The organism is Flavobacteriales bacterium (genome assembly GCA_020435415.1).
Taxonomy (GTDB): domain Bacteria; phylum Bacteroidota; class Bacteroidia; order JACJYZ01; family JACJYZ01; genus JACJYZ01.
The window spans coordinates 1-13296 of record JAGQZQ010000092.1; the positions used below are offsets into that span (position 1 = coordinate 1).

The following is a 13296-nucleotide window of genomic DNA, read 5'->3' on the forward strand; positions in this document are numbered from 1 at the left end:
TCGCTTGAATGATGATGAGATCAAAGAAATTCCCATTTCCACAGACCCGGTATCAGCTCTTTATCTGGATACCCTTTCAAACAAATTGCTGGTTGGTCATGGGCGTGTAGTGTCGGAAATTGATTTAGACAATGCCGATCTGAAGGCGGAGACCTTCCAGGAAATCACGCCCGATCCGAATGAACCGGGACGTATCATCCATGGAATTGAAGGTGACAAAAAGGGGAAAATCTGGATCGGTACTTCCGATGGCCTTTTCCGCACCGATGAGGAAAATAACCTGGTGCGATTTTATCCTAAGAGATCCATGAATTCCCAGCTCATTCAAAAGCTCTATACTGACCGGGAGGGAAATCTCTGGATCGGAAGTTACGAAGGCATGTTCAGGTACCGTTCCGAAGAATTCATCACCTATAATCAGGATGATGGGCTGAAGAATTCTTTTGTGTTTCAGTCTGTCCGTGACCGGAACGGAAGGTTGTGGTTTGCCACCAAGGAAGGTGTGCAGTTTCTGGAGAAGGGAAAGGTCATCACCCCACCCATTCCGTCATACGATGCCTGGGCGGTTCACGAAGCGGAGAACGGTGACATCTGGATGGGAACGGACCATGGATTGATGATCTATGATCCGGTAAACAAAACCCATCGGTTGTATACGGTGGCTGACGGGCTTGCCGGTGATTCTGTGCTATTCATTTATAAGACCCATTCGGGATTGTACTGGCTGGGAAACCACCGCGGCTTTACGCGCTGTGAAGTGGTGGCTGGTATACCTAAGTTCCAGCCCATGGGACTTCAATCCGCCTCTCCGGATTACGATGTCTGGAGTATTCTTGAAGACCGTAATGGCGACCTGTGGTTCGGCACTTTTCTGGGGGGATTGTTCCGGATGAGTGGAAACGAATTCACCGACATGGGGAAAAAACTGGAACTGCAAACGGAAGCGTTCCTGAGCATAAAAGAAGATAACGAGGGCTACCTCTACTTCGCATCACTGGACGGCTTATATATTTATAAAGATGAAAAGGTGATCGCCAATATAGGGACACACGAAGGATTAAGTTCCGGTCTCATCTACATGATCACTTTTGACCTGGATGGTCGCTTTTTATGGATCGGTACCAACCAGGGCCTGAATCGCTTTGATGCGGAAAGGTGGAAAAAGGACGGCACCATCGATATCAGGCATTATGGATTTGAAGATGGCTTTCTGGGTGTGGAGTCCAACGGCCCTGACGCCTGGGTAGACAAAGACGGGAAGATATGGTTCGGGACCGTGAACGGGTTGATCCGTTATGACAGCGATGAACGCAGGTATAACTCCGAAGAAACCCTTCCGCACATCACCGGATTTCAACTCTTTTATAAAGATACCTTCCTTGTAAATAACCTCGAACTGCCTTACGACCAGAACAACATCACCTTTCACTTTCAGGGCATCTGTCTGACACATCCCGATGCGGTCCGTTACCGGTATATGCTCAGGGGGTATGAGAAGAAATGGTCACCACCGACCACGGAAAGAAAGGCAAGGTATTCCAATCTGGCTCCCGGAACCTACACCTTCATGGTGCAAAGTACCAACAACGAAGGGGTGTGGAGCTCTCAGATTGCGCGTTACGAATTTGAAATAGACACACCGTTCTGGCAGAAGTGGTGGTTCATCATGTTATCAGGCGGTTTGACCATATTGGCGGTATACGCCTTTGTCCGCCGCCGCATTACCATCCAGCGAAAGCGACAACGCGAAGCGACGGAGCAGGAGATCAAGGTGGCCACGCAGGAGCTGAAAGCGCTCAGGGCTCAACTGAACCCCCACTTCATTTTCAATGCCCTGAATTCCATCCAGCATTTTGTCCTCAACCATCATGATGACTCTGCAGGTAAATACCTGAATAAGTTTGCACGGTTGATGAGACGCATTCTGTCCAACTCGGAAAAGAGCCTGGTGACCCTGGCCGAGGAACTGGATGCGCTTAACCTCTATCTGGAGCTGGAAGTGTTGCGGTTTGAGGATAAATTCACCTACTGCATCACCTTATCGCCCGAGATCAAAACGGATTACTTCGAGATCCCACCCATGCTGATCCAGCCCTTCATTGAGAATGCCATTCTCCATGGCCTGGTTCCAAGAGGTGGTGGAGGCAAGCTTGAGATCAATATAGATCTGAAGGAGGACGTTCTTCAGATTCATATCATAGACAACGGCATCGGCCGGAAGAAGGCACAGGAATTAAAGCTGGGTTCATCCCGCAAAGAACATCGCTCCATGGGTATGAGCCTTTCAAGGGATCGGGTGGAGATTTTCAACCGGGTGTTGGCCACGCATATCACGGTGGCGGTTACGGACATGGAAGAAGACGGCCAGGCAACGGGCACGAGGGTGGTGATTGAGATTCCGGTGACATAGGAAAATAGGTTTCTGGTTTGTAGTTTAAAGTTTAAGGTTGCCGTACGGTAAGCATATCGTTCACGTAAATCACTAAATCACTAAATCATCACATCACCAAATCACCAAATAGTTTGTGGTTTGTAGTTTGTGGTTTGTAGTCAGGGACATTCGTTTTTCAGGGTGACATAGGAAGGTTTAAGGTTGCCGTACAGTAAGCTCATTTTCAAATTGTCACATTGCCACATTCTCAAATCATCACATCACCAAATAGTTTGTGGTTTTCTTTGCCCACTGTAGCTTTAGCGAAGGTGGGTGGTTTCTGGTTTCTGGTTGGGTGACATTTGAAGGTTAAAGGTTTAAAGTGTAAGGTTTAAGGTTGCCGTACGGTAACTATTCGGAGAGCTTTTCCAAAGTTTCAAACTTTGGAAAAGCCTATGCACCATGGTCTCTGATTGTCTGATCTCTTATAGTTACCAATTGCGGTTCATTTTCAAACCAGCCTGCCCTGCAATGGCTAACGGGTCGGCTGGCAGGTTGGTGAATTGTCACATTTTCAAATTGTCACACCAGCCTGCTATCACAATGGCTGGCGCTTCGGCTGGCAGGTCACCACATTTTCAAATACCAACAAACAGCAAGAATTCGTTACTTTTAGCACATGAGTGAGATGAAGCAAACCACAGCGCTCATTGTTGAGGATGAGCAGAAGAGTGCGGACGTACTGCAAAAGCTGATTGAAAGGCATTGCCCCAATGTGAACATCGTGGGGGTTGCAGGCGGCGTAAACGAAGGACTGGAGCTGATCCGGACCAAGAAGCCACAGCTGGTGTTCCTGGATATTGAGATGCATGACGGTACCGGTTTCGATCTGTTGCAAAAGGTGGATTCCAAATCCTTTGACGTGATCTTCACAACGGCCTATATCCAATATGCCATCAAAGCGATCCGGTTCAGCGCCATGGATTATATTCTCAAGCCCATTGATGCGGATGAGCTTACCGAGGCTATCGACCGGTGTACACAACGCAAAGTACATGCGGTGAGCGATGAGCGGTTCAATACCCTTCTGGCCAATCTCGGCAACGAATCAAAAATGAAAAAGATCGTGATCCCGGAAGGGGATGGAATGACTTTTGTCGGATTGTCTGATATCATCCGTTGCGAATCCGATGGCAACTACACCTTTATCATCATGACAGGAGGCAAGCGCATCCTGGCGGCCAAGACCCTGGGGGATTACGAAGAGATGTTGTCAGATGAAAACTTCGTCCGGATTCACCGTTCACACCTGATCAACCTGGAACATGTGAACCGTTATATCAAGGGTGAGGGCGGATATGTCGTCATGAGCGACGGCTCCGAGGTGGAAGTTTCCCGCCGCAAGAAAGCCGAATTCATAGAACGTATTTCTCAATAATAATTATTAGTTTGTGGTTTAAAGTTTAAGGTTACCGTACCGTATGCTTACAGTAGTCTGCAGGATCATGCCATTGCCAAATTATCACATTGTCAAGTTTTACATCACCACCTCAGCATATCATACATCACCAAATAGTCTAAGGTTACCGTACCGTATGCTTACCGTGGCCCGCGGGATCACGCCATCACCAAATTATCACATTGTCAAGTTTTACATCACCACCTCAGCATATCATACATCACCAAATAGGTTTAAGGTTGCTGTACGGTAATCTCATTTTCAAATTTTCAAATCGCCACATTTTCAAATCACCAAATCTTCAATCACCATCATGCCCGCCTTCGCTAAAGCTTCGGCGCTCGATGCCGTTTATCCTCCAAAAGGTTCCGTTTAATTTTTCATGGCCTCCGCTCGTTCAATTCCGATTGTTGTGTGTGCAGAATCGCCGTATCATTGAGTAATTCGTTCTTTTTATAATCCTGTTTAATTAATAATTGTATTAATCAACCAGGAGGGGAATTTGGGGGATGAAACAATCGAGCGGTTTGGAAAGATGCGGCCTGGCCGTGAAGTTGTTTCGAAAAAATCCCCGTCATAAAAAAGGCACTGGAGTTTACTTCAGTGCTTTTTTTTTGCTCAGGTTTCTGGTTTGTGGTTTAAAGTTTAAGGTTGCCGTACCGTATGCTTACAGTGTCCTGTGGGAACATGCTATCACCAAATTGTTTCTGGTTATTAGTTTCTGGTTTCTGGTTCGGGGGACATTCGAATCTGACTTATGATTGTCTGGTATCATGCGGTTACCAGCTGTTGCCCATTTTCAAACCAGCCTGCCCTGTAATGGCTAACGGGTCGGCTGGCAGGTTGTCACATTCTCAAATTATCACATTGCCACATTTTCAAATTTTTACATCACCAAATCACCACATCATCACATCATCACATCACCGCATCATCCCAAATTCCCTACCTTACTCCTTCCCAACACCAACCTGAATGACACCACATTTTTCCGAACTGGAAACCGAACGACTTGTCTTGAGAAGACTGAAACCATCAGACTGGGAAATGATCTCCTATTTACGATCCGACGAGGTAGTCAACCGATATGTCAACCGGCCGCCTGCGGAATCAAAGGAGAAGGCGCTTGAATTCATCGCAAAGATCGATGACGGAATCAACAACCGGGTTTCCTGGTACTGGGTGATCACAGAAAAGAACAACGATAAAATGATCGGGAGTATCTGTCTTTGGAATCTTTCGGAAGACCGGAAGGCTGCCGAGGTGGGCTATGACTTAAGTCCGGAATTCCATGGCAAAGGTATCATGAATGAATCCTTGCAAAGTGTATTGGCTTTTGGGTTTAATGTACAGAACCTGGATCTGATCGAGGCTTACACCCATGCGGATAATGAAAGCTCCAGAAGGTTATTGGAAAGAAATGGATTCACCATTGTGGAAGGCAAGAAGGATGAATACGATGAGATGAATGTTGTTTATTCGTTGAGGAAAGTAGATAGTCCTAAGTAGATAGTAGTTAGTTATAAAACATTCGTGATGAGTGTTATGATTCAGTGGCAATGGGTGCTTACGTACTTTCTACTAACAACTAACGTGTTGACCACTTAGCTTCGGAAATCATGTTGAGTTTGCCGGAATGTTAATACCAGAGCGTTGGGCGAAGGTTCCCGAATCGCCTAACCCCGAGGAAAGTAGATAGTCCTAAGTAGATAGTAGTTAGTCATGAAACATTCGTGATGAGTGTTATGATTCAATGGCAACGGGTGCTTACGCACTAACTACCAACTACTCTTTACTAACTACTCTTCTTCCCCAACGCGCGAAACTTGTAGGTAAAGCTCACCATTCCGTAGCGTCCCAGGGTGTGGATGCGTTGTTCTTCCACGTAGTTCACATCGCTGTTGCGGCTGATGCCGTTGTTCCGGTTCAGGATGTCAATGACGGCAAACTTCAGTTCACCACGGTCTTCTTTCAGGAATCTTTTCGCGACATAAGCTTTCCAGATGGGTAGGACCTGATTGCTGACAAAAGCCTCACCGCTGTAAACTGTAAAGGAGAAGTCGGTGTTGAAGGTCCAGGTCTTCTTGATGTCAACGTCGAAGTCAACAAAGTACCGGCTGGTCAGGAAGTTCTGGTTGAAGTTGGTGTTGGCTTCATAGAACGACAGGTTCTGGGACAGCCGCACGCCCGCTTCCGTATTCAGCTTTCCTTTCTTCAGATTCTCCAGACTAACTGTATAAGCGTTTACAAATCGTTGCAGGTTATCCTGATCACCGTTGATGTACTGGATGCTTTTGCCATACATCAGGTTGCTGCGCAGGTTGGCTTTCGCTTTCATGAATTTCAGCGGGTGACTGTAAGTTACATATCCTGTAACGTTCAGGTCATTGTCTACATTCACGGGTCGTGTGGTTTGTCGCAGCAGTTCATCCACCGTTACGCTGTTGGTGATCTTGTTTCCGGTGTATGTGGCCTGCAGGTAGGCGAAGAAACTGGTGAAGTTGAATTGACTGTAAGCCATATATCGGAGTGAAACGGAGTGGGCGTATTCCGCTCTCAGGTTCGGATTGCCTACGTAGATATTCAGTGGGTTGCTGTTGTCGGTGACCGGTTGGAGCTGGTCCACCGAAGGTTCATTCAGACTGCTTTCATATCTCAGCGTAAGCCTTTTGGAATTGTTGTAACGGTATTGCATGTCAATGGATGGGAGCAGGGTCCTGAATTCTTTACTTACGCGGGCACCGGTATTTTGCACTTCTCCCTGCAGGAAAGCGTACTGTCCTTCCAGTCCGAATGTCACATTATACTGGTTCCTGTTCAGCATAAAATTACTTCCGATGCGGTTGTAAAAGTAGTCGCTGCTGAATTCGTTGCTTAGTTGCGGATTCAGGATTTCCTGGTAGGTAGGATTATCGTCCAGGTCGTAAAAATGCTTGACGCTCTCATCCGTTTTGCGGTTGTGCTCTGCGGTGAACTGCAGGTAGCGCTTGTTGCCGAGCGGTTCGGTATAGAGAATTTTTCCTCCGTAGGTATGTCGGTTGGTGATGCTTTTCTGAAGCTGCCAGATGTCCTGATAGGTCCAGAACTGCAAGCTGTCAATAAAGAAACCGTTTGTGCTGAGCATGTTGCCGCGGCTGTCGTTGTCGGTCACAGAATAGGTCAGGTCGGTGACGATGGTCCGTCCGTCTTTCTTTAATTTTTTGCGATGGGTCAGGTTGATGTCGGCGTTGAGTCCGGTGCCGTGGTTGCGGTTGTTGACATCGGAATTGCTGATGGGAAGTCCCAGGGGGGTGGTGTTCAGCGTTTGGCCATCAGACGTCGAGGTGCCGTCGTTGTACTTCACACCACCTTTGACCACCACGTCGGCGGAAGAATCGATGTCGTGTTTAAGGCGGAAGGAGATGCGGTGGTTGGCGCTTTGCTGGTTGGAAGAAGTGGAGTCTTCCGTGAAATAATTTTCTCCGTTGGCGAAGCTTTCGCGGTCGGTGGCCTGATCGGAGATGTTGCGGATCCCGTTAAAAAAATAGCTGACGTTCACATCCGTTTTGATCCCGAATTTATTGAACAGGTTTATGCCCACCGCACCTGTGTTTGTGAAGCCGGTGCCAACACCCTGGCCGATGGGGATATCCGCTGAACGTCTGAAGGCGCGTCCGCCTCCGCCGCGCATCAGGTTGCCGAGTCCGCCCATGAAGTTGATGTAGTCACGTGTGGAAAATCCCTGCTGGTTGGTATTGTTGGCCATGCCGATCACGGACATCTGAGTTTTCTTGGAGAAGCGGTTCACATTGAAGGTGCCTTCATAACGTTCGTTGGTTCCTCCTCCTCCCATGACACTTCCGAAATATCCTTTCTTCCGGCCTTCCTTCAGGATCAGGTTGATCACCTTCTGGCGGTCGCCGTCATCCACCCCGGTGAATTCGGCCACATCTGATTTTTTGTCGTACACCTGTACTTTTTCGATGGCGTCGGCGGGCAGGTTCTTGGTGGCCAGCTTCGGGTCATCACCGAAGAATTCCTTGCCGTCGACCAGCACTTTTTTTACTTCCTCTCCCTGGGCCTTCACGGTGCCGTCCTCATCCACCTCCACCCCGGGCATTTTCTCCAGCAGTTTCTCGACCGCATCGTTGGCCTTGGGTTTGAAGGATTGTGCGTTGTATTCTACCGTATCTCCTTTGAAGAGTATGGGTATGCGTGTGCCTTCAATGGTGGTGGCACCGAGGGTAACGCGGTCTTCTTTCAGGATGAGAGCACCCAGGTCATAGGTGGATTGGGAGGCATCTACCTCTATGTTTTTGGAAATGCTTTTGAATCCCATGAAGGAAATCTGCAGGATGTACTTTCCGGCATCTACGCCTTTGAGGGTAAACATACCCTGGTCGTCGGTGATGGTGAATTTCAACAGGGTGGAATCTTCCGGCGCCATGATTACGACGGTGCTGGAGGGAAGGGGTAGGGCGGCGGTGTCGACGACGTGGCCGGTCACATCCGTTTTGGACTGGCCATGGGAAGGTGATGCCAGTGCGATGAATGTGATGCAGAGGAGAAACAGAAACCTTTTCATAAATGTCTGTTTGTAAAGATCAGTGAGTCATCATGCGCATGCCGCCCCGCTGGCCGCCGTACATTTCCCTCATCTCTTTCATTTTCTCCTGGACAATCTCCCGGAATTCTGCCTCGGTCACTTCCTTGCCTTTGGTAGGAACGGTGATCTTGCCATCTTCCACTTTTCCGAAAACCACCTCCTGTGCTTCCACGGTTACCTTGCCTTCCACATCCAGTTTCAGGATCATGCCGGGGAGTTGTCCGAAGCCGACCGGTCCACCGGAAACCGGGATGGCGCTGGTGAACCATGCTTCCACGTGCAGGGTGTCTTTCATGGTGGTGGCTTTGTGACAGAGGTAACCGGCGATGGTATCGGACTCTGCGGTCATCTTCCATTTCATGGATTTCATATCCTGGTGGATGAGGAAGAGTTTGCCCATGAAGTCCTGCTGGTTGACGGCGGTTCCTTCGGCGATATTTTCGTAGACATCCATTTTCGGCTTCATGAACATCCTGCCTCCGGTTGCTCCGCTGGCGCCGTCCAGTCCTTTGGGTTCGGAAGGATCCACATAGTCATTATACATGGATTCGGTGGAGGTGAAGTACATGATCTTGCTTGATTTGGCCATTTCCTTCATACGTTCGATGATGGCGTCGGCGCCTTCCACATCACCCATGCGTTCGCGGATGCGTTTGGCGCGGCCTTCCGCATCAAAGTCCAGGGTTTCTTTATAGATGATATGCCCTTCGTTTTGTTGTGCCATTCCGACCAATGGAAACAGGGCAATGATGAGAAAAAGGTACTTGGAACTCATGATGATGGATTTGAGATGAATGCAATGCCGTGCCGCGAAGATAGGACGGGTTTCTGTGCAAGCCATGAAGGTGCTCATAAAAATTGTTAATCAAATAAGAAGGTATTGTCAATCGGCCGGGAGTTAGATGCGGAAAGGGGTTTAGGGTTTAAACGGTTTAAGGTTTCTAGTTTGTGGTTTAAGGTTTAAGGTTTAAGGTTGCCGTACCTTATGCATACAGCGGCCTGCGGGATCACGCCATTATCACATCATCACATTGTCAAATTATCACATCACCACATCATACATCACCAAATAGTTTAAGGTTGCCGTACCGTATGCATACCGTGCCCTGCGGGATCACGCCATTATCACATTGTCACATTTTACATCATCACGTCACCACCTCATCAAATCACCAAATAGTTTGTGGTTTCTGGTTTGTTGTTTGTAGTTGCCGTACCGTATGCTTACAGCAAATACTTTGATGAGATCAATGAAACCGACGACAAGGATGAGCATGTGATCGTACCGATCATGATTGCCAAACCGATCAAGATCCTTGCCACGGAATACACCCCGGCGAAAGTGATCCCTGACATCCTTCCGGCACGCATTGCCATCCCGAAGATCGGCAAGGAGAGAGATGATGAAGAAAACGCCGTGGCTTACCTGCACTACAAACTGTACGACAAGGACAGCAACATGTTGGCCGAAGGCAGAAAGGCGATCACCAGGAAATCAAGGGATGACCTCGGGCGCCATAGCCTTGGCGGAGGCGACCGGGAACACGAACTCATCGAGCTGAACTTCATGGCCCCTGACAGCGGTTATGCGGAAGTCTACATCTCGGGTGCAACCACCTCCGGACGAAAGGCCTACTTTGATGACTACAAGGTGGAGGTGATGAATGTGAACCTCATTCCACCGTATTACCCCTACCTGTACAACGGTAAAGAATTCATTGATGACTTTGATCTGAACTGGAGTGACTACGGAGCGAGAATGTATGATGCAGGGATCGGAAGATGGGGGTGCGTGGATCCGTTGGGGGAAATGATGGCTGACCAGTCACCGTATAATTATTCTTATAACGACCCTATATTGTATATTGATCCTTTAGGATTAGCTCCAGAGAAGACAACCGAGGAGATGGTTGAAGAAGCTTGGAATAATACCGGAGAGAATGAAAACAAAACATTTTATTATAACTCGGAAGGGGAATGTCCCACATGTCCGCAGGGAGAAGAGGCAAAGAATACGTACGAAGACGGAGCTATTGTAGAAAACAATCAGGGCAAATGGCAATTTAACAACGGAGAATGGGCAGATCTTGGTGAGGGCACAGTACAGTCAGGTGTTGAGGGAGTGCAAAGTGGAGGAAATGATAATCTGGGTTTTGCGAGAAATATTGGACAGGGAGCTGGATATGTATCGGGTGGATTGGGCTTTGCACAGGTTAGTCTTTTAGAATACCGACAAGGATTAAATATTCATCAGCGTATTAATACTTCAACAAGGTTTTTTCCCACGTACAGGGGATTGGGTGTAGCTTCGAAAGCATTAGGACGTGCAGGAAACGTCGGAGCAGGCTTAGGCTTTTATTTAGATACAAGATCATTTGCCACGGGTGAAATAGGTTTGGGTAGGTATGCTTACAGAACCACAGGTTTAGGCGTATCAATTGGTGTAGGCGTAACGGTGGGAGGCCCTCCGGGAGCAGCAGCAGGTGCTGCGGTAGGCGGAATATTTTCAGCATCTGAGTATATCTACGATAACATGCTTGTTCCTTTATATAATGAGGTACAATATCAAATGTGGAATTTTGAAAGAGCCGTTAAAAATGGATGGTATCCGGGAAGATAGCAGGCTGAGGTTTAGTCTCAGAAATAATATTAACGCCTTACTATCATTGATAATAGGTTTTTTGTTATCGATGATAGTTTTAATTTTCTTACAGTTTGATCCTTATGCACTGCTAGCCTTTGGAATATGGTATGGGATTGATGTTGTTATAACGCTCTACCTGCACATCGAATATTGGTTAAAGAACAAAGGAGAAGAATATGAAGTTCATTTTGATGAGCTGGTGCGTTTTAAGAACGGAGAAAGCACTGTGTTTAAGGTAAGTGATATTGAGAAGATAAAGGTATATATGTCGCCAGCTTTATATCGGGGGAGTAACCTGCACTTTCTGGGTATAGAGGCGTATCATTATGCTAGGGTGTACTTAACATCAGGAGAGGAACTGATCATCACCTGTTTGCTTACACCCAAGATTGAAAAGGCATTAAGAGGATTGAGAGGCGTAAAAGTTGAGCGAAAAAAACGGGTGTTTAATACCTTGGAATGGAAATAGTGAAAGCTCATGTCTGAGGAATAAAACTTAAATGTAAATCCAAATTTGTGCGGACTCGTAATCCGTGATTTGTTCAGGTTTATCACATGTTCTTTGACATGACTTTATCCTATCCCAAAAGGATTACAGTGGTTCCTTTGTATACAATGAAGACGGGTTGGAATTTTTCTTCACGGGGAAGGGCAGGGTGGTACCGGACGCCATTCCCGGCAGAGCGTACCGTTATGAATACTACCACCAGGATCACTTAGGCAATACCAGGGTAGGATATTCCGATCTGAATGATGATCATGCCATCACCAATGATGAGATCATCCAGGAGAGCCATTACTATCCTTTTGGGATGACGATTGCCGGGATGCAGACGCAACAGGTAGGTCCGGAGCATAAGTTCAAATTCCAGGGTCAGGAGCTACAGGATGACTTCGGGTTGAACTGGTATGGTTTCAAATGGCGGAACCATGACCCGTCCATCGCCAGGTTCTTCGGAGTGGACCCGCTGGCGGAGAAGTATGTGTATAACTCGGTGTATGCGTTCCAGGAAAATAAACTGGGACTGGGAACAGAACTAGAAGGAAGAGAGTTGGACTTTTTACCATGGTTAACCGCTGAAGTTGCTACAAACCCGGATGGTCCAGTTGCAGCAACTGCAGGATTTGCTATGGGTGTTGGCAAACATGTTGAGAATAGTGTTGAGGGTATAGGAAATATGGTAGCTCACCCGATAGAAACATTGGATAATATGTCGGCGTTGGCTAATCCATTGCTTAACCCGGAAAAATATAGCCAATTTGCTGTTTCCATGGGAATGGCAGCGACAGAGAAGATTAATATAATGGAGAATGGAACGGCCTTTGAACAGGGTATGGTTGTGGGAGAGGCAGCTGCATTTGTTGGAGAGATGATACTGGTGAGTAAAGGAGTGGGTGCGCTTACAAAGGGAGCTGAGGGGGCTGCTGTTATGAGTGAAGTCAGTGAAAGCACAACTCAAACAGTTTTTCGGGTTTTTGGAGCGGATGCCAGAGCCGAAGGTTTTTCTTGGACTCCAACAAATCCAACATCTATTCCTAATTTTAGGAATGTTGCAGGTTTGCCCTCTGGTGGAGCAAGCGGGGCAACAAATTCTGCGGAATTTATGGTAACAGGGCAGGTTAAGCCAACAAATATTATCCAGACCAGACCGGCTCTTCCTTTGGATGGAAATGTCGGGGGACTCCCTGAATACATTATAGATCCTAAGAATGTAACATTAACCGACTTTTCAGTCTTAAAACCATGAATATTATGGATGATCAATATGCTGGTATGACCGTTAATGAGAGACTTTATGTAAGTGGCCTGATAGAGGACTTTGATAAAGCCGTTGCAGCAAAGGATGTGCACTTGGTCGTAACAATTCTTAAAAAAGTTGATCTCACAGAACCATCTATTGGTCCAATATTAAAGTCGCTAGGGTTAGAATCAGGTTACAAGGACATGGGTAAATAGAAAACAGATAAGTATTAGTAACCGATATACATGCCCACAAACCCGGGCTTCTGCAAAACAAGCTCAAGGAAAAACGAACGAAGAAACCCGCAGCGACAAGGACCGAACACCTGCAATCTAGCCGTGATTGGAGCAGTTACCCCGCCTTTTCCAAAGCTGCCATATAAAGCAAGCAAACAGTTTGTCAGCATGACCCGTCTTCGCTGAAGCTGGGGCGGGTAAAAGCGTAAAGCGCGCAGGCAGTTGGAGCGCGCGATAAACGTTTCGCTACAAAAGACCG

General features: G+C 47.2%; 10 protein-coding genes. 7 read left to right on the forward strand and 3 right to left on the reverse strand.

Features of this window, described 5'->3' with window-relative positions; all coding sequences use genetic code 11:
- The 3 genes from KDD36_12540 to KDD36_12550 all read left to right on the forward strand — a co-directional run.
- Positions 1 to 2410: histidine kinase (locus tag KDD36_12540; protein ID MCB0397479.1), on the forward strand; the 2410-nt coding region annotated here is incomplete at its 5' end.
- A gap of 640 nt (positions 2411 to 3050) precedes the next feature.
- Positions 3051 to 3809, forward strand: coding sequence for a response regulator transcription factor (locus KDD36_12545; protein MCB0397480.1), 759 nt, complete (start codon positions 3051 to 3053; stop codon positions 3807 to 3809).
- 996 nt (positions 3810 to 4805) lie between these two features.
- Positions 4806 to 5339, forward strand: a complete 534-nt coding sequence (locus KDD36_12550) for a GNAT family N-acetyltransferase (GenBank protein MCB0397481.1) — start codon at positions 4806 to 4808, stop codon at positions 5337 to 5339.
- 286 nt (positions 5340 to 5625) lie between these two features.
- Here KDD36_12550 and KDD36_12555 read toward each other — a convergent pair whose 3' ends face one another.
- Entirely contained in the window at positions 5626 to 8394 is a 2769-nt protein-coding gene (locus tag KDD36_12555) for an outer membrane beta-barrel protein (GenBank protein MCB0397482.1), read from the reverse strand.
- Between the two features lie 19 nt (positions 8395 to 8413).
- Entirely contained in the window at positions 8414 to 9190 is a 777-nt protein-coding gene (locus tag KDD36_12560) for a GLPGLI family protein (protein MCB0397483.1), read from the reverse strand.
- 516 nt (positions 9191 to 9706) lie between these two features.
- Here KDD36_12560 and KDD36_12565 point away from each other — a divergent pair.
- From KDD36_12565 to KDD36_12580, 4 genes are all read left to right on the forward strand, one after another.
- Complete coding sequence (locus KDD36_12565; GenBank protein ID MCB0397484.1) at positions 9707 to 11035, forward strand: hypothetical protein; 1329 nt, start codon at positions 9707 to 9709, stop codon at positions 11033 to 11035.
- Positions 10995 to 11528 (forward strand): hypothetical protein, encoded by a 534-nt coding sequence (locus KDD36_12570; GenBank protein MCB0397485.1) that lies wholly within the window; start codon positions 10995 to 10997, stop codon positions 11526 to 11528. Before KDD36_12565 ends, KDD36_12570 begins: the two co-directional genes overlap by 41 nt.
- 343 nt (positions 11529 to 11871) lie before the next feature.
- A complete protein-coding gene (locus KDD36_12575) occupies positions 11872 to 12807 on the forward strand; it encodes a hypothetical protein (protein MCB0397486.1) in 936 nt (311 codons plus the stop codon).
- Positions 12808 to 12812: 5 nt separating this feature from the next.
- Entirely contained in the window at positions 12813 to 13016 is a 204-nt protein-coding gene (locus tag KDD36_12580) for a hypothetical protein (GenBank protein ID MCB0397487.1), read from the forward strand.
- 14 nt (positions 13017 to 13030) lie between these two features.
- On the opposite strand, the gene KDD36_12585 is transcribed toward KDD36_12580, so the two are convergent.
- The coding region (locus KDD36_12585; protein MCB0397488.1) for a hypothetical protein at positions 13031 to 13296 on the reverse strand (266 nt) is incomplete at its 5' end.

What these genes read in the sequence shown, in the direction of transcription:
- KDD36_12545 (MCB0397480.1), top strand. Translation starts at nt 3,051, where the DNA reads ATGAGTGAGATGAAGCAAACCACAGCGCTCATTGTTGAGGATGAGCAG.
- KDD36_12550 (MCB0397481.1), top strand. Translation starts at nt 4,806, where the DNA reads ATGACACCACATTTTTCCGAACTGGAAACCGAACGACTTGTCTTGAGA.
- KDD36_12555 (MCB0397482.1), bottom strand. Translation starts at nt 8,394, where the DNA reads ATGAAAAGGTTTCTGTTTCTCCTCTGCATCACATTCATCGCACTGGCA.
- KDD36_12560 (MCB0397483.1), bottom strand. Translation starts at nt 9,190, where the DNA reads ATGAGTTCCAAGTACCTTTTTCTCATCATTGCCCTGTTTCCATTGGTC.
- KDD36_12565 (MCB0397484.1), top strand. Translation starts at nt 9,707, where the DNA reads ATGATTGCCAAACCGATCAAGATCCTTGCCACGGAATACACCCCGGCG.
- KDD36_12575 (MCB0397486.1), top strand. Translation starts at nt 11,872, where the DNA reads ATGACGATTGCCGGGATGCAGACGCAACAGGTAGGTCCGGAGCATAAG.
- KDD36_12580 (MCB0397487.1), top strand. Translation starts at nt 12,813, where the DNA reads ATGGATGATCAATATGCTGGTATGACCGTTAATGAGAGACTTTATGTA.